Source organism: Streptomyces sp. NPDC087300, assembly GCF_044744425.1.
In the GTDB taxonomy this organism is placed as follows: domain Bacteria; phylum Actinomycetota; class Actinomycetes; order Streptomycetales; family Streptomycetaceae; genus Streptomyces.
Map to the genome: position 1 here is coordinate 218,273 of NZ_JBIUYI010000010.1, position 20,757 is coordinate 239,029.

Consider the following 20,757-nt stretch of genomic DNA (forward strand, 5'->3'; position numbering starts at 1 on the left):
ACAGCTTACGGCTCCGACAGGCCGGGGCGCACCGTGATTTTTCGCAGTCAGTGGCGGGTGGCAGGATCGGATACATGTCCGATGCGCTCGATCCCACTCCCTATGACGCCCTGCTGCTGCTCTCGTTCGGCGGCCCGGAGGGCCCCGACGACGTCGTCCCGTTCCTGGAGAACGTGACGCGCGGGCGCGGCATCCCCAAGGAGCGCCTCAAGGAGGTGGGGCAGCACTACTTCCTGTTCGGCGGGGTCAGCCCGATCAACGACCAGAACCGCGCCCTGCTCGACGTCCTGCGCAAGGACTTCGTGGAGCACGGTCTCGACCTGCCGGTCTACTGGGGCAATCGCAACTGGGCGCCGTACCTGACGGACACCCTGCGCGAGATGGTCACCGACGGGCACCGCCGCATCCTGGTCCTCGCCACCAGCGCGTACGCCTCGTACTCGGGGTGCAGGCAGTACCGCGAGAACCTGGCGGACGCGCTCGCCACGCTGCGTGCCGAGGGCCTCGACCTGCCCCGGGTCGACAAGTTGCGGCACTACTTCAACCACCCCGGATTCGTCCGCCCCATGATCGACGGCGTCCTGAAGTCCCTCGCCGACCTCCCCGAGGACGTACGGGAAGGCGCGCACCTGGCCTTCACGACGCACTCGATCCCGGACTCGGCGGCGGACACCTCCGGCCGCGTCGAGGACCACGGCGACGGCGGTGCCTACGTCAAGGAGCACCTGGACGTGGCCCGCCTGATCGCCGACGCGGTCCGCGAGCAGACCGGGGTCGAGCACCCCTGGCGGCTCGTCTACCAGTCGCGCAGCGGCGCCCCGCACGTCCCGTGGCTGGAGCCGGACATCTGCGACCACCTGGAGGAGCGGCACGCCGCGGGGGCGCCCGCGGTGGTGATGGTCCCGATCGGCTTCGTCTCGGACCACATGGAGGTCCTGTACGACCTCGACACCGAGGCCGAGGCCAAGGCGGCGGAGCTGGGGCTCGCGGTGCGCCGCTCCGCGACCGTCGGCGCCGACCCGCGGTTCGCCGCGGCGATCAGGGACATGGTGCTGGAGCGGGCCGCGGCGGAGAGCGGCAGAACCGTCACGCCGTGCGCCCTCGGGGCGCTCGGGGCGAGCCACGACCTGTGCCCGGTGGGCTGCTGCCCGGCCCGCGCACCGAAGCCCGCGGCCGCGGGCGTCGACAGCCCGTACGCGTAAGGACGTTGACGTGACCGACCTCAAGGCAGAACTCCTCGACGTCGCCCTGGAGGCCGCGCGGCGCGCGGGGACCTTCCTGCGCGAAGGACGCCCCGACGACCTGGGCGTGGCCGCCACCAAGTCCAGCGCCGTCGACGTCGTCACCGAGATGGACATCGCCTCCGAGAAGCTCATCACCGACTTCCTCGCCGAGCGCAGGCCGGCCGACGGCGTGCTCGGCGAGGAGGGCGCGAGCTCCGAGGGCAGCAGCGGCATCCAGTGGGTGATCGACCCGATCGACGGCACGGTCAACTATCTGTACGGGCGGCCCGACTGGTCGGTCTCCATCGCCGCCCGCAAGGACGACGAGACGCTCGTCGGCGTCGTGCACGCGCCGATGCGCGGCGAGACGTACCGCGCGGTCCTCGGAGGTGGCGCCTTCGTCGACGACCGCCCCGCGCGCGTGCGGCCCGCGCCGCCGTTCGGCGAGGCCCTCGTCGGCACCGGCTTCGGGTACCTCACCGAGCGCCGCGCGCGCCAGGCCGAGGTGGCCGCGCACCTGATCCCGAAGGTGCGGGACATCCGCCGTGGCGGCTCCGCCGCGATCGACCTGTGCGACGTCGCGGTCGGCCGGCTCGACGCGTACTACGAGCGAGGCCTCAACCCGTGGGACTTCGCGGCCGGTGAGCTCATCGCCCGTGAGGCGGGCGCGCTGACCGGTGGCCGCCCCGGTGCGGCCCTCTCCGGGGAGCTGGCCGTCGCGGCACCGCCCGGCCTCTTCGAGACGCTCCAGGGCCTCCTGGAGGAGCTCGGCGCCTGGCACGACTGAACGGGTGCAGGACCGCATCGGGGCGGCAGGCCCCCGTGCACACACGGAAGGGCCCCGGCATCCCTCGGATGCCGGGGCCCTTCGCGCGCGTGGGTCCAGATGCCGGTCAGGCCTGCAGAGCGCCTACCTCGACTCCGTGCTCGGCGGCCAGGCGGTGGAGATCTTCCAGCTCCGCCTGCTCGACCTCGGCAAGGAAGTCGTCTCCCGTCTCACGGGCCTTCGTGAGGTCGGACTCCGTGGCCTTTATGCGCTGCAGCAGTCCTGCGGTGAAAGCGTCCATGGTTGCGCCCCCTCGGCTGGGTCGTGGGTCGATGGCACGGGGGTGTGCCCTCAAAGAAGGGGCGATCACGTCTCTCGCTGCCTGCGGAAAGCAGTTCGTGGCGTGCCACATACAAAGCGTGATCGCGGGTGTAAAGCCGTCCTCCCCTTGCTCCGTTCCGCAGAAACCTCAACCGCGGCAGAAAATCCCGCATTCCCGGGGCCCGAGGCCGCCTTACAGCCGGTTTATGGCCGAAAGGGGCAGGATGGAGGTCTCACCCCCCGTGACCAGAGACCAGCCCTGCCCGCAGGGCACAGAGGAAGGACAGCGACGTGCGTGTACTCGTCGTCGAGGACGAGCAGCTGCTCGCCGATGCGGTGGCCACCGGACTGCGCCGGGAGGCCATGGCCGTCGACGTCGTGTACGACGGAGCGGCCGCCCTGGAGCGCATCGGGGTCAACGACTACGACGTGGTGGTGCTCGACCGGGATCTCCCGCTCGTGCACGGCGACGACGTCTGCCGCAAGATCGTCGAACTCGGCATGCCGACCCGTGTCCTGATGCTCACCGCGTCGGGCGACGTCAGCGACCGGGTCGAGGGCCTGGAGATCGGCGCCGACGACTACTTGCCCAAGCCCTTCGCGTTCAGCGAGCTCACGGCACGCGTGCGTGCCCTGGGGCGGCGCACCAGCGTGCCGCTGCCGCCCGTCCTGGAGCGCGCGGGCATCAAGCTCGACCCCAACCGCCGCGAGGTCTTCCGCGACGGCAAGGAGATCCAGCTCGCGCCCAAGGAGTTCGCGGTCCTCGAGGTGCTGCTGCGCAGCGAGGGCGCCGTCGTCTCCGCCGAGCAGCTCCTGGAGAAGGCCTGGGACGAGAACACGGACCCGTTCACGAACGTCGTCCGGGTCACCGTCATGACCCTGCGCCGCAAGCTCGGTGAGCCCGCCGTCATCGTGACGGTCCCCGGCTCCGGCTACCGGATCTGATCCGCGGTGGCCGCGTCCCCGGCGCCACCAGCCGCGCCCCCGAAGCCCACGTGGGACCCGAGGAAGGCGGAACCGCCCTTCCCGTGGCTGCGCCCCACCATCCGCATACGCCTGACGCTGCTCTACGGCGGCATGTTCCTGATCGCGGGCATCCTGCTGCTCTCGATCATCTACCTGCTCGCCGCGCAGGCCCTGAACGTGGGCAGTGATCTGCCGTTCAGGATCGAGGGCGGCTCCAAGGTGAGCAGCCAGACCTGTCACAACCTGCCGACCGGGACCCCGATCCCGGCGGACCAGCTGAACTCGTCGCTGAACGACTGCGTCAACCAGATGCGCCAGGACGCGCTGGACAACCTGCTCAGCCGTTCGCTGCTCGCCCTGCTCGGCCTCGCCGTGATCGCCTTCGCGTTCGGGTACGCCATGGCGGGCCGCGTCCTGTCCCCGCTCGGCCGCATCACGCGCACCGCGCGCCGGGTGGCCGGCACGGACCTGACCCGGCGTATCGAACTGGACGGCCCCGACGACGAGTTGAAGGAGCTTTCGGACACCTTCGACGAGATGCTCGACCGGCTGGAGCGCGCCTTCACCGCCCAGCAGCGGTTCGTGGGCAACGCGTCGCACGAGTTGCGCACCCCGCTCGCGATCAACCGCACGCTCCTGGAGGTGCACCTCTCCGATCCGGGTGCGCCCCCCGAGCTCCAGCAGCTCGGCAAGACGCTGCTCGCGACCAACGAGCGCAGTGAGCAGCTCGTGGAGGGCCTGCTGCTGCTCGCCCGCAGCGACAACCAGATCGTGGAGCGCAAGCCGGTCGACCTCGCCGAGGTCGCCAACCGCGCGGTCGACCAGGTGCGGGCCGAGGCGGACGCGAAGGGCGTGGAGATCCGCGGGGAGCGCGGCCTGGCGGTCGTCCAGGGCAACGGCGTCCTCCTGGAGCGCATCGCGCTGAACCTCGTGCAGAACGCCGTCAGGTACAACGTGAAGGACGAGGGCTGGGTCGAGGTGACCACGGAGGCCCAGCACGGCCAGGCGGTCCTCGTGGTGTCGAACACGGGTCCTGTGGTGCCCGCGTACGAGATCGACAACCTCTTCGAGCCGTTCCGGCGGCTGCGGACCGAGCGGACCGGCAGCGACAAGGGCGTGGGACTCGGTCTGTCGATCGCCCGCTCGGTGGCGCGGGCCCACGGAGGCCGTATCATCGCGGAGCCGCGAGAGGGGGGCGGACTCGTGATGCGTGTCACCCTGCCCCTCTGAGATGCTGCCGCTGAGGCGCCCCGATGTTCGCTTTGCGCGGAATTTTCAGGACCCGATCCCGGAGATTTCATGTGTGATCGATCACAGGGTCGACTTTTCGGCCATCTACTCTCCGTGATCGTGAAAGTCGTCGGAAAGCCGGGAAAATCCGGGTTTTCGGGGGTCTTGATCACGGGAAGTACACGGGGTGGCGCCCGTGAAGTGCGACATTCGGACCGTGTACGGTCCCGATCGCCATCCAAACCGATCACCTCTGCAGGGGTGCGGTTGGGTGTCGATTGAGTAACAGACCTTGATGTGAGGCAAAATCTCCGCCTCAGGTCGGGCACAAGTCCGGCCTCTCACGCGTTACGTGCGCTGAGACACCGCAGACACCCAGAGGGGGAGAGCGACATGGCAACGGACTACGACACCCCACGTAAGACCGACGATGACGTCAACGAGGACAGCATCGAGGAACTCAAGGCCCGGCGGAACGACAAGTCGACGTCGGCCGTAGACGTCGACGAGTTCGAGGCCGCGGAAGGCCTCGAGCTGCCCGGCGCGGACCTTTCCAACGAGGAGCTCGCCGTCCGCGTGCTCCCGAAGCAGCAGGACGAGTTCACCTGCATGAGCTGCTTCCTGGTCCACCACCGCAGCCAGCTGGCCCGCGAGAAGAACGGCCAGCCGATCTGCCGCGACTGCGACTGAGACGGGGTCGGCCGTGACTGGCTCGACCCCGTTCAGGAAGCGCCGTTTCCGCAAGCGCGGAGCGGACCAAGCCGGCGCCCCTGGCGACGGCGTACGTGACGACGGGCGGGGCTCTACCCCCAGTGGGTCGGCCTCGCTCGAACCGACGGGCGCCCTGGAGGTGGCGCCGGACGCGACGGCGGTCGACAAGACGCTCAGGACCGAACGCAAGAACGGTTCCCTGAGCGGTCGTGTTGCCGCCGTCACGGACGGGGTGAAGGAAGGCGTGCGCAAGGGCGGGCGCGGCGCCAAGGCCGGCATCGGCTATCTCGCCGACCGGCTCATCGAGAACGCCCCGCGGATCCCGGTCCGCGATCTGGAGACCCTCCGCAAGCAGTTCCCGGGCCTCGGCCCCGAGCAGCTCGCGGACAAACTCATCGCCGGCGCGGCCAACGCGACCTCCACGGTCGGCGCGGGCGTCGGCGCCGCCGCGATGCTGCCCGTACCGCCCGCGATGCCCGCCGAGCTCGCGGCCGAGATCACCGGCGTCGCCGCCATCGAACTGAAGCTGATCGCCGAGCTGCACGAGGTCTACGGGCGACGGCCCGACGGCGGCCTGGGGCAGCGCAGTACGGCGTATCTGAACTCCTGGTCGGAGGAGCGCGGCATCGACGTCGCGAAGCCCGCGACCATAAACGCGGCTCTTGGCGGCCAGATGAAGCGGGAGCTGCGCCAGCAGATCATGAAGCGGATGGTCCGCAACCTGCCGAACCTGATGCCGTTCATGGTGGGCGCGGCGGTCGGGGCCGTCATGAACCGGCGCGACACGAAGAAGCTGGCCGGGAAGATCCGGCAGGACCTGCGCAAGGTCCAGGTGCCGTGGGACGCCTTGCCGCAGCTGCCGCCGCTGGAGAAACCCGCCGATCCGCTGCGGGTGGGGGAGATCCCCAGGGAGTTGGGGCGCTGAGCGTGGCTGACGCCCGCCCGCGCCCCCTGGCGGGCCGCTACGGAGCGCTTTGGCGTACCGCGTCCAGCGCCGCCGACAGGGCCTCGGGGTCGCGCGTCGAGACGTACACGTACGGGGTGGGGTCGTCGGGGTCGGTGATCTCGATGCGCAGCGCCGTGGGGATGTAGGCGCGCAGCAGCATGAAGGCGCGCGGGTCGGCCTTGTGGGTGCGCCAGGCGCGCGCCTCCTCGCCGTTCAGGACCTCGGCCTCGCCCAGGGCCGCCACGGGGATCTTCGCGTCTCCCGCGACCAGTGAGCCCGCCACCACCCGGATCCGCGGGGAGCCGTACGCGCTGGTGACGACCGCGGCCACGGCCGTGCCGCCGACCAGGCCGCCGAGCAGCGGCAGCGTGCCGAACGGCAGCAGGATCAGGGCCATCGCGACGCCGACCAGGACCGAGACGAGCCACCAGGTGCGGGGCGCGGTCAGGCGTTCTTCGTAAGGCTGCATGGAGCCAAGCTTGGCACGGTGAGCTGTGAGCGCTGACGCGGAGGTAAGGTCTGCGCCTGTGAGTGGTACATCTGCAGCTCTGACGCCCCCGGCCGACGCGATAGCGCCCGTCCGGCACCCCGACGCACCCGCTCCCGGCGAGCTCATCGGCGCCCACTACGAACACTGCTTCGGATGTGGCGCGGGACAGGCCCACGGACTGCATCTGGCGGCGCGGGCCGGCGAAGGCGTCTGCATCACCGCGGAGTTCACCGTGCGCGAGGCGCACCAGGGTGCTCCCGGTCTCGCACACGGCGGCGTCCTGGCCACCGCGCTCGACGAGACGCTCGGCTCGCTGAACTGGCTGCTGCGGGTGATCGCCGTGACCGGCAAGCTGGAGACCGACTTCCTGCGGCCCGTGCCCCTGGGCACCGTGCTGTTCCTGGAGGCCGAGGTCACCGCTGTCGCCGGACGGAAGATCTACTCGACCGCGACCGGACGGATCGGCGGCCCCGACGGGCCCGTCGCGGTCCGTGCCGACGCCCTCTTCATCGAGGTGAAGGTCGACCACTTCATCGACAACGGCAGGCCCGAAGAGATCAGGGCCGCCATGAACGACCCGGACCAGACCCGGCGCGCCCGCGCCTTCGAGGTGAACCCGTGACATCCCGTGCCCCGTTGGACGTACTGATCAGGCGCGTCGACCCGGAAGTGCCGCTGCCGAGTTATGCGCGGCCCGGCGACGCCGGTGCCGATCTGCGGACCACCGAATCCTGTGAACTGGCGCCGGGTGAGCGGGTCGTGCTGCCCACCGGGGTGTCCATCGCGCTCCCCGAGGGGTACGCGGCCTTCGTGCACCCCCGTTCGGGGCTCGCCGCACGCTGCGGTGTCGCTCTGGTGAATGCCCCGGGGACGGTGGATGCCGGGTACCGTGGGGAGATCAAGGTGATCGTGGTGAATCTCGACCCGCGCGAGGCCGTGCGGTTCGAGCGTTTCGACCGGATTGCCCAACTGGTCGTCCAGCAGGTCGAGAAGGTGCGCTTCCAGGAGGTCGCGGAGCTTCCCGCATCGGCGCGGGCCGAGGGGGGCTTCGGGTCCACCGGTGGCCATGCCGCCGTGGGCGCGGGCTTGGTGGAGAGCGCAGGTCCGGGCAGTGGCCCGGACGGTCAAACGGGTGGGAATCGATACGCATCGGTCGTATCCGACCGGGAAGGACAGTGACGTGTTCGGACGTCGCAAGAAGGACAGTGCCGCCGAGGACGCGGCGGGCGCGGACGAGCAGGTCGTCGACGGCGTGGACAGTGATGACTCCGCTGGCGCCGACGTCGCGCGGTCGCGGGTGAGGCTCGAGCCCGAGCCCCGTCCCGACGGGCCCTGGGACATCTCCGAGGTCCGCGAGCCCGGCGAGGGCCGGGTGGACCTGGGCGGCCTCTTCGTACCCGGTGTCGAGGGCATGGAGCTGCGCGTCGAGGTCGCGGGCGACGCGATCGTCGCGGCCACCGTCGTGCTCCAGGACAGCGCCATCCAGCTGCAGGGCTTCGCCGCCCCCAAGAAGGAGGGCATCTGGGGCGAGGTCCGCGAGGAGATCGCCTCCGGCATCACCCAGCAGGGCGGTGTCATCGACGAGGTCGAGGGCCCCCTCGGCTGGGAGCTGCGGGCCCAGGTGCCGGTGCAGCTGCCGGACGGCACGGGCGGCGTGCAGGTCGTGCGCTTCATCGGCGTCGACGGTCCCCGCTGGTTCCTGCGCGGTGTGATCTCCGGCCAGGGCGCGGTGCAGCCGCAGGCCGCCGGGCTCTTGGAGCAGATCTTCCGGGACACCGTCGTCGTGCGCGGCGACGGCCCGATGGCGCCCCGCGACCCGGTCGTCCTGAAGCTTCCCGACGACGCGCAGATGGTCGCCGAGGGCGGCGTCCAGCAGGAGCAGCAGGAGGGCTCGCGCTTCTCCGGTGGCATGGGCCAGTTGCAGCGCGGTCCCGAGATCACCGAGGTGCGTTGACCGGCGGTCCGCCGGGACGCGATTGAGCAGGGCCGATGGGCCGCACCCCTCAGGGGTGCGGCCCATCGGCGTTCTCCGGGTGCGGGTGGCCGGGTGGCGCCGATGGCCCAACTCCGTTGCGGAGCACGGTGATCCGGGTCGGCACGGGCATTGCGGGCCTTGTTTTCGTACGCCCATACTGTGCCGGTCGTTCGGGGGGAGACCGGTGCGGTGAGGGGACGGCGGATGCCCGCCGCGGTGCGGGAGAGCCGCCACCACGGGCTCGTGCTGGGGGCCGCGGGGCTCGCCGTGCTGCTCGCCGCGACCGTGCTGGCGGCCCTCGCCACGTTGTCCGAGCGGGCCGTCGAGGGCGGCATCCAGCGGCGGCTCGGCGCGGACAGGGACGCCGTCGTCGAGGTCGCGACGCCGCGGGGCGCCGATGGCGCGAGGGGCGTGGACCGGGCCGTACGCGCCGTCCTCGACCGCACCTACGGGCGCGTGCCCCATCACACCTGGGCCGCGCTGCGGGCGCCCGCGGCGCGCAACAGCGAACTCTTCGTCACCGGGGATGACGGACACCCGCGGGCGGACATGACCGTCTCCGTGGTCGCCGTGGAGGGCGTCGGGAGGCACGCGGCGCTGGTGGCGGGGCGGTGGCCGCGGGGGGCGTCGGAGCGGGCCGAGGCCGCCCTGCCCGAGGTGCTCGCCGCCGAGCTCGGCGTACGGCCAGGAGGGCGGCTCTCCGTACGCGGTGCTGATGACCGGGCCGTACGGCTCGACGTCGTCGGTCTGTACGCGACGCGGGGGCGGGCGCCCGCGGTGTGGGCGTCGCTGAGCAGTACGTCGGGGCTGCCGGACACGGTGGTCGTCGTGGCGCGGGAGGCGTTCGCCAGGGAGGACGGGCTCGGGGCGGATGCGTTGGCGCTGTGGCTGGGGGTGCCGGATGCGGGAGGGGTGCGGCTGGGGGACATCGGGGAGCTGAAGGAGCGGGTCAGGCGGTTCGGGCGGGGGGATGCGGTGTTCCCCCGAGGTGCGGGTGGCTCCGGGGGTGCGGGTTCCTTTGAGGGTGCGGCCTTCTCCGGGGGCGCCGAGGGGACTCCGGGGGCGGGGCCGCGGGGGTATGGGCGTACTCGTCATCCCGGGGACGACGGCAATGGGCTCGTCTCTGCTGTGCGGCCGGCCGCCGGTGGGGCGCATGCGCACAAGCCCCTGAGTTCGCCGGAAGTGACCGTGTCCGGTGGGCTGCGGCGGGCGCTCGGGCGGTTGGGGGCGCCCATCGCCGTGGCGCGGGCCGGGCTCTATGTGCCCGCCGCCCTGCTGGGGGCCCTGGGGTGTGCCGCCCTGGTGCTCACCGCCCGGCAGCTCGCCGAGCACCGCAGGCCCGAGCTCGCCCTGCTCGCCGCGCGCGGGGCCGGTACGCGCAGGCTCGCGCTGGCGACCGCCGCGCAGTGGGCCTGTGTGGCCGTCCCCGCGGGGTGCGCCGCGCCGTTCCTCGCCGGGCCGCTGCTCCGGGCGCTGCACGGGGCGGGGCTGCTGAGCGGAGACGTGCCCGCGTCCGCGGCGACCGGCGTGGGGTGGACGGCCGCGGCGCTCGCCGTCGTGGTGCACGGCGCGGCCGTACTGCTGCCCACGGTGCGGGCCGTGCGGGAGCGGCGGTCGGTGGCGAAGCTGCGGCTGCGCGTCGCGCGGTTCGCGGGCGCGCAGCGCTTCGGCGCGGATCTGGCGCTCGCCGCGGTCGCCGTCCTCGGCTGGCTGCAACTGCGGCAGTACCGGTCGCCGGTGACCGGCGGCGACGGCGTCGATCCCGTCCTCGTACTCGCGCCCGTCGCGATGACCGTCGCCGCCGCGCTGCTCGCGCTGCGCTTCCTGCCGCTGGCCGCCCGGCTCGTCGACCCGCTCGCCCGGCGCGGCAGGGGATTCGTCCTGCCGCTCGGCGGCTGGCAGTTGGGGCGGCGCGCCGCGCGGCACGCGGGGCCCGCCCTGGTCGTCACGCTCGCCCTCGCCGTCGCCGCGCTCAGCAGTACGGCGCTGGCGATCCTGGACCGGGGCGACCGCGACCAGGCGGCCTTCCAGGTCGGCGCGGACCTGCGGATCGAGCCGGGCGTCGGAGTGCCGCCGCAGGAACGGCGGGGGGTGTACGAGGCGTTGCCGGGGGCCGAGGCGGTGACACCGGTGGTCACCTCGGACGCGTACATCGATCAGGAAGCCGTGGCCGTCACGGCCGTCGACACCGCGCACGGGCCGCTGCCCGCGCTGCGCGGCGACCTCGCGGACCGGCCCGTGCGGGAGTTGATGGCGCCGCTCGGCGCGGGCGTGCCCGAGCACGGGATCGCGGTGGCGGGGGCCGGTGGCGGTGCGGTGCGTGAACTGCCGTTGCGGGTGCGGATGTCGGCCGACGGCGGCGGGAAGCCCGTGCCGGTGCGGCTCACCGTCTTCTTCGAGGACGGGGACGGGCTGACCCGTTCGTCGTCCGTGCTGATCGGGGAGGGCGGCGCGCGGACCGTACCGCTGAAGGTGCCGGTGCGCGACGGCGACGTACACGTCCGGATCGTGCAGCTGGAACTGAGCATGGTGGGCGAACGGGTGCGCCGGACCTACCGGTTGACGGTGGATCAGGTGCCGGGGCTCGGGCGTCAGCCCCGGTGGCGCGATCTGCGGCAGGACGCGCCCGACCGGTACGCGGCCGGGTGTCCGCGGGCCGAGCGGGACCGGCGGGGCTCGGGGAAGGCGCCGGGGCCCGTGCTGTGCGTGGACCGGCCGGGTCCGGGCAAGCTGCTCGACGCCGTGCTGCGCGGGCCGAACGGGGATCTGCTGTACCCGACGTGGGCGGTACGGCTCGGCACGGACGGGACGGGCGCGCGCCCCGCCAAGGCCGCCCCGGCGCCCGCGCTCGCCTCCGACGCGCTGCTCGCGTCCGGTGCGGTGCGCGTCGGGGACACCGTCACCGTGCGGCGCGGCGCGGGCGGCAGCGCCCGGATCAGGATCGTCGGGCGGATCGCCGCCGTGCCGGGGGAGCCGAGGGACCGGCCGCGGCTGCTCGCCGACTCCCGGGCCATGGCGGCCCAGTGGGCGCTGAGCGGGTCGCTGACGGCGGCGGAGAACGCCTGGTGGGTGGGGGTGAAGGGGGCTGATACCGGCCCCGCGATGGCGGCGCTGCGCGAGCGGCCCGAGCTCGGCAGGGCGGTCGATGTGGCCCGTGCACGGGCGGAGTTGGCGGCGGATCCGCTGCGGCGCGGGGCGCGCGGCGGGCTCATGCTCTGTCTGCTGCTCGCGCCCGCCTTCGCGGTGATCGCGTTCACCCTGCACACGGTGCTCTCGGCGCGGGCCAGGACGCGAGAGTTCGCGTTGCTGCGCGCCCTGGGCGTCCGCAAGGGGCAGCTCGCGGCGTATCTGTGGACGGAACAGCTGGGGCTCGCCGGGGTGGCCGCGCTGCTCGGCACGCTGCTCGGGGCCGGGCTCGCCGCCGTGATCATGCCGGTGGTGACGGTGGACGCCACGGGGGCGCCGGTCTTCCCCGGCCTCGTCACCTCGGTGCCGTGGGCGCGGGTGGCGCTGACGGCGGGCGCCACCGCGCTGGTGATCTGCGCCGTGGTGAGCGTGGCGGCGCGGCTCCTGGGGCGGGTGGACCTGGCGCGGGTCCTGCGGGCCGGGGAGGACGTGTGAGGGGCGTCTTCCGGATCGGGGCGGGCCGGGCGCGGCGTTGGGCGTGGTGGGGCGCCTTGCGGCGGGAAGGGCCGCTTCTCGGGTGTCTCGGCGCGCTGGTCGTCGTCCTCGTGGCCGTGGTCGCCGGTGGGCCGGGTGTGCGGGAGCGGCTCGCGGGCGAGGCGCTGGCCTCCCGGCTCGAACAGGCGCAGCGGGGCGTGCCCGGGGTGGTGCACAGCGCGCGGTTCGACCCCGAGGAGGTGCGGGCCGGTGAGGAGGGCGATTTCGCCTCCGATCTCGCCGCGTACGCGACCGCCGTCGAGAACGCGTCACCCAGCGGCCTCGGCGGCAGGATCGTGCACGACTCGACCCGGATCCAACTGCCCAGCGCCGGTGTGTCGTTGGGCCGCTGGAGCCGGATGTCGGCGGTGTACGCGTCGGACGCTCCCCGGCGGGCGGCGTACGTCGCGGGGCGGGCGCCACGCGCGCGTGGCGCGAAGGTGGAGCTGGCCGTTTCGGTGCGCACGCGCGACGAGTTGGGGCTGCGGGTCGGACAGCGCATCCCGCTGGGGCCGGGAGCGCTGCGGAACGTGGATGCCACGGGCGTCGTCGTCGGGGTCTTCCGCGCCGGGGGCGAGGCGCGGCTGTGGAGCGAGGTGCCGGCCCTCGTGCGGCCGGGGGAGGGCGAGTTCGCCGCGCTCGTCGCCGCGCGCGGCGTCGAGGTGCTCCAGGACCAGGCGGACGCCGAGCTCACGGTGGCGTGGAACATGCGGCTCGTCATCGGCGGGCCTGCGGCGGGGCGCTTCGTGGGGGAGCGCGGCGAGCGCGACTTCCAGCGCCTGATGGTCCAGTACGGACCCGCCGCGCGGGAGGCGTCCTGTGCCTCCGGCGGGTTCGGCGGCAAGGACTGCGTGATCGGCGCGCATCCGGCGACCGAACTGGACACCGACACCGAACTGCCCGGGTCCTTCGAGGAGTTCGGGCGGCAGTGGCGCGAGGGCGCCGTCGTGATCTCCTTCGCGACGGCCTCGCTGGTCGTGGTCGGCGCGGCCGCCGTACTCGTCACCGGGCTGCTCTCCGTGCGCCGCAGGGCGGACAGCGACCGGTTGCGGCGGGCCCGGGGCGCGTCGGCCGCCGGGCTCGCCCTGGAGTGCGCGGCGCGGACCTCGCCGGTCGTGCCGCTCGGCTTCGCGGGCGGTTGCGCGGTCGCGGCGGCGCTGCCGGGGGACGCGCCGGGGTACGGCGCCGGGCTCGTCGTCGCGGTGCTGTGCTGGCTGCCGGGGCCCGTCCTGACGTGGGGCGCGCTGCGGGACGGGGCGGTGCTCAGGGACCGGGCGCGGGTGGGGGCGGGGCGCAGGATCGTCGCCGAGGCCATGGTGCTCGTACTGGCGACGGGCGGTGTGTTCGCGCTGCGGGCGCGCGGCACCGAGGGGGCCGCGGGGCCCGATCCGCTGCTCGCCGCCGTGCCCGCGTTGCTCGGCCTCGCCGCCGTCGCGGTGCTGGTGCGCTGCTACCCGCCGCCGGTGCGGCTGGTGGCGCGGTGGTCGGCGCGGGGGCGCGGGGCCGTGGCGCTCATCGCGCTGTCCCGCGCCGCCAAGGAGGCGCCCGCGCGCGGCCTCGCGCTGCTCGTCCTCGTGGTGACGCTCGCGGGAGCCGTCTTCGGAGGGCTCGTCTCGGGGACGCTGGTGGCGGGCCGGAAGGCCGCGGTGGCGTGGGAGGTCGGTGCGGACGCCTCGTACCTCGGCGCCGGGCGCGACCCGAGGACGGCCCAGCGCCTGGCACGCGCGCAGGGCGTGCGGGACACGGCGACGGTGCGGCAGTTGCGGGTCGACCCGGTGAGCGGCGCGGACGGCGGCCGGTACGGGATCGCGAGCCTGATCGGCGTGGAAGGCGCCAAGTTGCGGGCGGCGCGGCCGAGTTCCGCCGCGGGCCGGGCCCTTGCGGACGCGGGCATCGGCGGGGGAGCCGCCGCACGTGCGGGCGGGCGGGAGATCCCGGTGCTCGCCGGTGCGGCGCGGCCCGGGGAGGTGCTGAGCTTCGACTGGCACGGCAAGCCGGTGCGGATGCGGGTCGTGGGCGCGCTTCCGGACGACGTGGTGCGGGATCCGGCGCTCGGGCCCGTGCGCCGTGCCGCCGAGGACAGGGACCGGCTCCTGCTCGCCGACGACCGGGACCTGACGCGCTTCGCCGCCGCCGACTTCGAGGCGTTCGCGCTGCTCCTGTACGGATCCGGCCTCGACACCGAGGAGCTGCGCTCCCTCGTGCCGCGCGCAGCTCCCGGCGCCGTCACCGGGGAGCTCCGCACCCGCGCCGAGGAGCAGGCGGAGGTCGCGGACGACGGGCTGATCGCGGCCATGACCACCGCGCACACCGCCTGCGCCGCCCTCACCGTGCTGCTCGCGCTGCTCGCCCTCGTCCTCGAACTCCTGCTCTCCGCCCCGGCGCGCGGCCGCACCACCGCACGCCTGCGCACCCTGGGCCTGGGCGGCCGCGCCACCTCCGCCCTGCAGCTGCTCCAGCTGCTGCCCCTGGTGCTCGCGGCCGTCGCGGGCGGTGTCGTGCTGGGCCTGACGCTGCCGGGACTGCTCGGACCCGCCCTGGACCTGCGGGAGTTCACCGGCGGGCCGAGCGCGCCGACGCGGCACGTCGACGTGCTGTTCACCGCGGCCCTCGGCGCGGGACTCTGCGTCCTGGTCGCCGCCGCGGTGGGCGTGGAGACCTGGCTCGGCCGGCGCCGGGGGCTCGGCGCCGTCCTGCGACTCGGGAGGACCGATGACTGAACTGGCCGATCTGGAGGCGCGGGCCCGCGCCGCGGCCCGGCCCGTGGCCGACGAGGGCCTCGTCGTCTGCGACAACCTCGTCCGCGTCTACCGCACCGACGCGGTCGAGGTGCAGGCCCTCCAGGGCCTCGACCTGGTGGTCGGCGACGGCGAGTGCGTGGCGCTCGTCGGCGCATCGGGGTCCGGCAAGTCCACGCTCCTGTCGATCCTCTCCGGCCTCGACCTGCCCACGGCGGGCCGCGCGCGGGTGGCGGGTCACGACCTGCTCGCGATGGGCCGCAGGGAGCGCCTCGGCTACCGCAGGCGCACCGTCGGCTTCGTCTGGCAGCAGACCGGGCGCAATCTGCTGCCCTATCTGACCGCCCTGGAGAACGTGGCGCTGCCGATGAAGTACGCGCGCGTGCCGCGCCGTTCGCGTCGGGAGCGGGCCGCCGAGCTGCTGGACGTGCTCGGCGTCGCGTACTGCCGCGACCGGCGCCCCGCCGAGCTCTCCGGAGGTGAACAGCAGCGCGTCGCCGTCGCGGTGGCCACCGCCAACGCGCCGCGCGTGCTGCTCGCCGACGAACCGACCGGCGAGCTGGACACGGCGAGCGGCGCGGACGTCTTCGCGGCGCTGCGCCGCGCCAACGAGGAGCTCGGCGCGACCGTCCTGGTCGTCACGCACGATCCGCTCGTCTCGGACCAGGTGCGCCGCACCGTACGCATCCGGGACGGTCGTACGTCCGCGGAGACGCTCCGCGAACAGGGCGGCGAGGGCGCCGAGTTCACGGTTCTGGACCGGGTGGGCCGGTTGCAGCTGCCCGCCGAGTACCTGGAGCGGTACGGGCTGCGCGGGCGGGTGCGGCTCACGGCGGAGCCCGACCACGTGGGCGTATGGCCCGATGAGCCGGGGCCGGGGCGGGACGCGCCCGGCGCTCCTGAGCAGGAGCTCTAACTTCACGCCTTGACGGAAGCCTGGTCCGTACCTATGGTCACGGGCCAACGCGCGTGTTCAGAAAGGCACTTGAAGTTCACATACAAGAACGGATGGTCCCCCCATGCCGGAACTCCCCGCACGCCACCGCCGCCGCGGAACCCGCCTCTCCCTGGCCGCGGCCGTCGCCTCCGTGGCGGCGGCCCTCGTCGCCGGGCTCGTGCCCTGGCCCGGAAACGGCGAGGCAGAGGCCGCCCCGGCCACCTTCGCCCACCCCGGAGTCACCGTCTCGCGCGGCCAGCTCGACCTCGCCCGCGAGAAGGTCACCGCCGGCGCCCAGCCCTGGAAGTCCGCCTACGACCAGATGATGGGCAGCAAGTACGCCTCCCTGTCCCGCACGCCCAAGCCCCGCGCGGTCGTCGAGTGCGGCTCCTACTCCGACCCCAACCACGGCTGCACCGACGAGCGCGAGGACGCCATCGCGGCGTACACCACCGCCCTCGCCTGGTACCTGACGCGCGACGAGCGCTACGCGAAGAAGTCCATCGAGCTGATGGACGCCTGGTCCGGCACGATCAAGGACCACACCAACAGCAACGCCCCGTTGCAGACCGGCTGGGCGGGCTCCAGCTGGCCGCGCGCCGCCGAGATCATCAAGCACACCTACACCGGCACCTGGGCCAACTCAGGCCGCTTCGCGACCATGTTGCGCACGGTCTATCTGCCCGAGGTCATCAACGGCTCCAAGTCCAACGGAAACTGGGAGCTGTCGATGATGGAGGCCGCCGTCGGCATCTCCGTCTTCCTGGAGGACAAGGCGTCGTACGACAAGGCGATGGCCACCTTCCGCACGCGCACGGCCGCGTACGTCTACCTCGCGTCCGACGGGCCGCTGCCGAAGACCGTGCCCAAGCAGAACCTCGACACCCGCGAGAAGATCGTCAAGTACTGGCAGGGGCAGGGGACCTTCACCACCGGGCTCACCCAGGAGACCTGCCGCGACTTCACCCACACCGGATACGGCCTCTCCGCGATCTCGCACATCGCCGAGACCAGCCGCATCCAGGGCCAGGACCTCTACGGCACGGACGTCGGCGAACGGCTGCGCCAGGGACTCGGCTTCCAGGCCAAGTACGAACTGGGCGAGGCGCCGCCCGCCTCGCTCTGCGGCGGCACGGTCCACCGTGGTCTCGGCCCGGTCACCGAGGTCGGCTACAACGCGCTCGCCGGACGCCTCGGACACCCCATGAGCAACACCCAGAAGCTCACCGAGAGGAACCGTCCGGCCGGTTCCAACAACCTCTTCGTCGCCTGGGAAACCCTCACCCACGCGGACAATCCCCGCTGATCCCGCCCTTGTCGGGCCGGTCGCCGGATGGCGATACTGGCGCCCGGCCCCTGCGCACCCAGGGGCGTACCAGGGGAGTGTGCAGTGGTCGTGGGCGCCGGGGACATGGTCGTCGTGGAGGATCTCCACCGGACGTACGGCAGCGGGGCCGCGGCCGTGCACGCACTGCGCGGCGTCTCCTTCACCGTGCCGCGCGGCGAACTCGTCGCCCTCAAGGGACGCTCGGGATCCGGCAAGACGACGCTGCTCAACCTCGTCGGCGGGCTCGACACCCCGGACGCGGGCAAGATATCCGTCGACGGCCTGGAACTCGCGGGCCTCGGCGAGAACGGTCTCCTGGAGCTGCGCAGGGACCGCGTCGGCTTCATCTTCCAGTCCTTCGGCCTGATCCCCATCCTCAGCGCGGCCGAGAACGTCGGCGTGCCGCTGCGGCTGCGCAAGACCGACCCGCGCGAGCGGGAGGAGCGCGTCGCCCTGCTGCTCGCCCTCGTCGGCCTCGCGGACCACGCCGAGCAGCGGCCCGGCGAGCTCTCCGGCGGGCAGCAGCAGCGCGTGGCCATCGCCCGCGCCCTCGCCAACAAGCCCGCCCTGCTGATCGCCGACGAGCCCACCGGGCAGCTCGACGCGGAGACCGGGCTCGCGGTGATGGAGCTGCTCCGCGCGGTCGTGCGCAGCGAGGGCGTCACCGCACTGGTCGCCACCCACGACGCGACACTGCTCGGCCTCGCCGACCGGGTCCTCGAACTGGGCGACGGGACGCTCGTCGAGCACTGAGCGGCCAGGTCCCCGGGCTGCTTCGGCCCCGCTCCGGCACGCATCAGGGTTGTGTCAAGGAGAGCGGCCCCGTACCCCCTCGTCCGTAATGCCGGAATTGTTGGCCGTAAGGTCGACGCTGCGTACACAGCAGTTTCGGGAAGACAATGGGGCCATGGCACGCGGCAAGCTTCGGATCTACCTCGGTGCGGCACCGGGCGTCGGCAAGACGTACGCGATGCTCTCCGAGGCGCACCGCCGTGTCGAGCGCGGCACCGACTGCGTGGTGGCCTTCGTGGAGCACCACGACAGGCCGCGCACCGAGGTGATGCTGCACGGCCTCGAACAGGTGATCCGCAAGGACCTGGAGTACCGGGGCACCGCGTTCACCGAGATGGACGTGGACGCGGTCCTGGCGCGCGACCCCGCCGTCGCCCTGGTCGACGAGCTGGCCCACACCAACGTCCCTGGCTCGCGCAACGCCAAGCGCTGGCAGGACGTCGAGGAACTCCTCGCCGCCGGCATCGACGTCGTCTCCACCGTGAACATCCAGCACCTGGAGTCGCTCGGGGACGTCGTGGAGTCCATCACCGGCGTACGGCAGCGCGAGACGGTGCCCGACGAGGTGGTGCGCCGCGCCGACCAGATCGAGCTGGTCGACATGTCGCCACAGGCACTGCGCCGCCGCATGGCGCACGGCAACATCTACAAGCCGGACCGCATCGACGCCTCCCTGTCCAACTACTTCCGCCCCGGCAACCTCACCGCCCTGCGCGAGCTCGCGCTGCTCTGGGTCGCCGACCGCGTCGACGAATACCTCCAGCAGTACCGGGGCGAGCACAACATCCGCTCCACCTGGCAGGCCCGCGAGCGCATCGTCGTCGGCCTGACCGGCGGGCCCGAGGGCCGCACGCTGATAAGACGCGCGTCCCGGATGGCGGCCAAGGGCTCGGGCAGCGAGATCCTCGCCGTCTACATCGCCCGCAGCGACGGGCTGACCGCAGCCTCGCCCAAGGAGCTGGCGGTCCAGCGCACCCTGGTCGAGGACCTCGGCGGCACCTTCCACCACGTCATAGGCGACGACATACCGGCCGCGCTCCTCGACTTCGCGCGCGGCGTCAACGCCACCCAGATCGTCCTCGGCTCCTCGCGCCGCAAGACCTGGCAGTACGTCTTCGGGCCCGGCGTCGGCGCGACCGTCGCCCGCGAGTCGGGGCCCGACCTCGACGTCCACATCGTCACGCACGGCGAGGTCGCCAAGGGCCGCGGCCTGCCCGTCGCGCGCGGTGCCCGGCTCGGCAGGTCCCGGATCATCTGGGGCTGGCTGGTGGGCGTCGGCGGCCCCGCGCTGCTGACCCTGCTGCTCACCAATGTCGACGCCGACCTCGGTCTCGCCAACGACATGCTGCTGTTCCTGACGCTGACCGTGGCGGCGGCGCTGCTCGGCGGACTCCTGCCCGCCCTGGCATCGGCGGCGTTCGGCTCGCTGCTCCTCAACTACTTCTTCACGCCGCCGCTGCACCTGTGGACGGTCTCCGACAACAAGAACATCGTCGCGATCGCCGTCTTCGTGGGCGTCGCCGTCTCGGTCGCCTCCGTCGTCGACCTCGCGGCCCGGCGCACCCACCAGGCGGCCAGACTGCGCGCCGAGTCGGAAATACTCTCCTTCCTCGCGGGCAGCGTGCTGCGCGGCGAGACCAGCCTGGAGGCCCTCCTGGAAAGGGTCCGCGAGACCTTCGCCATGGAGTCCGTCGCCCTCCTGGAACGCGCGGGCGACACCGACCCCTGGACCTGCGCGGGCAGCGTCGGCGACGGCCGCCCGCTGCTCCGCCCCGAGGACGCCGACGTGGACATGCCCGTCGGCGACCACATGGCGCTCGCGCTCTCCGGCCGCGTCCTGCCCGCCGAGGACCGCCGCGTCCTCGCCGCGTTCGCCGCGCAGGCCGCCGTCGTCCTGGACCGCCAGCGCCTCCAGTCCGAGGCCGACCAGGCCCGCACCCTCGCCGAGGGCAACCGCATCCGCACCGCGCTGCTCGCCGCCGTCAGCCACGATCTGCGCACCCCGCTCGCGGGCATCAAGGCGGCCGTGTCCTCGCTGCGCTCCGACGACGTCGACTGGTCCGACGAGGACGAGGCCGAGCTCCTGGAAGGCATCGAGGACGGCGCCGACCGCCTGGAACACCTGGTCGGCAACCTCCTGGACATGTCCCGCCTGCAGACCGGCACCGTCACCCCGCTCATCCGGGAGATCGACCTCGACGAGGTCGTGCCGATGGCGCTCGGCGGCGTACCCGACGGCAGCGCGGAGCTCGACATCCCCGAGACGCTGCCGATGGTCGCCGTGGACAAGGGCCTCCTGGAGCGCGCGGTCGCCAACATCGTCGAGAACGCCGTGAAGTACGCCCCCGAGGGCGAGCCCGTGAAGGTCTCCGCGAGCGCCCTGGGCGAGCGCGTGGAGGTCCGGGTGGTGGACCGCGGCCCCGGCGTGCCCGATACCGCCAAGGACCGCATCTTCGCGCCGTTCCAGCGCTACGGTGACGCTCCGCGCGGCGCCGGCGTGGGCCTCGGCCTCGCGGTCGCCCGCGGCTTCGTCGAGTCCATGGGCGGCACGCTCACCGCCGAGGACACCCCCGGCGGCGGCCTCACCATGGTCCTCACCCTGCGGGCGGCGGCCGGCAGGGCGCCGGTCCGCCCCGATCTCTCCGCCCAGGTCACCTCGTGACCCAGACCCAGTT

The 20,757-nt window shown here is 73.2% G+C and carries 17 protein-coding genes; 15 read left to right on the forward strand and 2 right to left on the reverse strand.

Annotated features, from left to right (window positions below):
* Positions 1–74: 74 nt before the first annotated feature.
* Positions 75–1,202 carry a ferrochelatase gene (locus ACIO9J_RS35390; RefSeq protein WP_402008593.1) on the forward strand — a complete coding sequence of 376 codons (1,128 nt, stop codon included), beginning with the start codon at positions 75–77 and terminating at the stop codon, positions 1,200–1,202.
* A 10-nt stretch (positions 1,203–1,212) separates the two neighbouring features.
* Positions 1,213–2,010, forward strand: coding sequence for an inositol monophosphatase family protein (locus tag ACIO9J_RS35395; RefSeq protein WP_402008595.1), 798 nt, complete (start codon positions 1,213–1,215; stop codon positions 2,008–2,010).
* Positions 2,011–2,116: 106 nt separating this feature from the next.
* On the opposite strand, the gene ACIO9J_RS35400 is transcribed toward ACIO9J_RS35395, so the two are convergent.
* Positions 2,117–2,290 carry a hypothetical protein gene (locus ACIO9J_RS35400; protein ID WP_169801200.1) on the reverse strand — a complete coding sequence of 58 codons (174 nt, stop codon included), beginning with the start codon at positions 2,288–2,290 and terminating at the stop codon, positions 2,117–2,119.
* 311 nt (positions 2,291–2,601) lie between these two features.
* Between ACIO9J_RS35400 and ACIO9J_RS35405 the strand changes: the two genes are divergently transcribed.
* The 4 genes from ACIO9J_RS35405 (at position 2,602) to ACIO9J_RS35420 (ending at position 6,142) form a co-directional block, all read left to right on the forward strand.
* A complete protein-coding gene (locus tag ACIO9J_RS35405; RefSeq protein ID WP_055544891.1) occupies positions 2,602–3,255 on the forward strand; it encodes a response regulator transcription factor in 654 nt (217 codons plus the stop codon).
* A 6-nt stretch (positions 3,256–3,261) separates the two neighbouring features.
* Positions 3,262–4,506, forward strand: coding sequence for a sensor histidine kinase (locus tag ACIO9J_RS35410; protein ID WP_402008598.1), 1,245 nt, complete (start codon positions 3,262–3,264; stop codon positions 4,504–4,506).
* Positions 4,507–4,899: 393 nt separating this feature from the next.
* The gene (locus tag ACIO9J_RS35415; protein ID WP_055544889.1) at positions 4,900–5,196 is read left to right on the forward strand and encodes a DUF4193 domain-containing protein; all 297 of its coding nucleotides are present in this window, start codon (positions 4,900–4,902) and stop codon (positions 5,194–5,196) included.
* 13 nt (positions 5,197–5,209) lie between these two features.
* Positions 5,210–6,142, forward strand: coding sequence for a hypothetical protein (locus ACIO9J_RS35420; protein WP_402008601.1), 933 nt, complete (start codon positions 5,210–5,212; stop codon positions 6,140–6,142).
* 37 nt (positions 6,143–6,179) lie between these two features.
* Here ACIO9J_RS35420 and ACIO9J_RS35425 read toward each other — a convergent pair whose 3' ends face one another.
* Positions 6,180–6,632 (reverse strand): DUF3093 domain-containing protein, encoded by a 453-nt coding sequence (locus tag ACIO9J_RS35425; protein ID WP_402008603.1) that lies wholly within the window; start codon positions 6,630–6,632, stop codon positions 6,180–6,182.
* A gap of 58 nt (positions 6,633–6,690) precedes the next feature.
* Between ACIO9J_RS35425 and ACIO9J_RS35430 the strand changes: the two genes are divergently transcribed.
* From ACIO9J_RS35430 to ACIO9J_RS35470, 9 genes are all read left to right on the forward strand, one after another.
* Positions 6,691–7,275, forward strand: a complete 585-nt coding sequence (locus tag ACIO9J_RS35430) for a PaaI family thioesterase (protein WP_402008605.1) — start codon at positions 6,691–6,693, stop codon at positions 7,273–7,275.
* Complete coding sequence (dut, locus tag ACIO9J_RS35435; RefSeq protein WP_402008607.1) at positions 7,272–7,832, forward strand: dUTP diphosphatase; 561 nt, start codon at positions 7,272–7,274, stop codon at positions 7,830–7,832. The genes ACIO9J_RS35430 and dut overlap by 4 nt, the downstream gene beginning before the upstream one ends.
* A gap of 1 nt (position 7,833) precedes the next feature.
* Complete coding sequence (locus ACIO9J_RS35440) at positions 7,834–8,607, forward strand: DUF3710 domain-containing protein (protein WP_402008609.1); 774 nt, start codon at positions 7,834–7,836, stop codon at positions 8,605–8,607.
* Between the two features lie 225 nt (positions 8,608–8,832).
* The gene (locus tag ACIO9J_RS35445) at positions 8,833–12,249 is read left to right on the forward strand and encodes an FtsX-like permease family protein (RefSeq protein ID WP_402008611.1); all 3,417 of its coding nucleotides are present in this window, start codon (positions 8,833–8,835) and stop codon (positions 12,247–12,249) included.
* A complete protein-coding gene (locus tag ACIO9J_RS35450) occupies positions 12,246–15,008 on the forward strand; it encodes a hypothetical protein (RefSeq protein ID WP_402008613.1) in 2,763 nt (920 codons plus the stop codon). Before ACIO9J_RS35445 ends, ACIO9J_RS35450 begins: the two co-directional genes overlap by 4 nt.
* Positions 15,001–15,942: an ABC transporter ATP-binding protein gene (locus ACIO9J_RS35455; protein ID WP_402008615.1), complete on the forward strand. Its 942-nt coding sequence runs from the start codon at positions 15,001–15,003 to the stop codon at positions 15,940–15,942. The genes ACIO9J_RS35450 and ACIO9J_RS35455 overlap by 8 nt, the downstream gene beginning before the upstream one ends.
* Positions 15,943–16,045: 103 nt before the next feature.
* The gene (locus tag ACIO9J_RS35460; protein ID WP_402008617.1) at positions 16,046–17,269 is read left to right on the forward strand and encodes an alginate lyase family protein; all 1,224 of its coding nucleotides are present in this window, start codon (positions 16,046–16,048) and stop codon (positions 17,267–17,269) included.
* 105 nt (positions 17,270–17,374) lie between these two features.
* Positions 17,375–18,043: an ABC transporter ATP-binding protein gene (locus ACIO9J_RS35465; RefSeq protein WP_402008774.1), complete on the forward strand. Its 669-nt coding sequence runs from the start codon at positions 17,375–17,377 to the stop codon at positions 18,041–18,043.
* A gap of 154 nt (positions 18,044–18,197) precedes the next feature.
* The gene (locus ACIO9J_RS35470; RefSeq protein ID WP_402008619.1) at positions 18,198–20,744 is read left to right on the forward strand and encodes an ATP-binding protein; all 2,547 of its coding nucleotides are present in this window, start codon (positions 18,198–18,200) and stop codon (positions 20,742–20,744) included.
* Positions 20,745–20,757: the final 13 nt, after the last annotated feature.

Bases quoted from the DNA above. Each gene is read 5' to 3' on its own strand.
- ACIO9J_RS35390 (WP_402008593.1), top strand. From the start codon at position 75: ATGTCCGATGCGCTCGATCCCACTCCCTATGACGCCCTGCTGCTGCTC.
- ACIO9J_RS35400 (WP_169801200.1), bottom strand. From the start codon at position 2,290: ATGGACGCTTTCACCGCAGGACTGCTGCAGCGCATAAAGGCCACGGAG.
- ACIO9J_RS35415 (WP_055544889.1), top strand. From the start codon at position 4,900: ATGGCAACGGACTACGACACCCCACGTAAGACCGACGATGACGTCAAC.
- ACIO9J_RS35425 (WP_402008603.1), bottom strand. From the start codon at position 6,632: ATGCAGCCTTACGAAGAACGCCTGACCGCGCCCCGCACCTGGTGGCTC.
- ACIO9J_RS35445 (WP_402008611.1), top strand. From the start codon at position 8,833: ATGCCCGCCGCGGTGCGGGAGAGCCGCCACCACGGGCTCGTGCTGGGG.
- ACIO9J_RS35455 (WP_402008615.1), top strand. From the start codon at position 15,001: ATGACTGAACTGGCCGATCTGGAGGCGCGGGCCCGCGCCGCGGCCCGG.
- ACIO9J_RS35460 (WP_402008617.1), top strand. From the start codon at position 16,046: ATGCCGGAACTCCCCGCACGCCACCGCCGCCGCGGAACCCGCCTCTCC.
- ACIO9J_RS35465 (WP_402008774.1), top strand. From the start codon at position 17,375: ATGGTCGTCGTGGAGGATCTCCACCGGACGTACGGCAGCGGGGCCGCG.
- ACIO9J_RS35470 (WP_402008619.1), top strand. From the start codon at position 18,198: ATGGCACGCGGCAAGCTTCGGATCTACCTCGGTGCGGCACCGGGCGTC.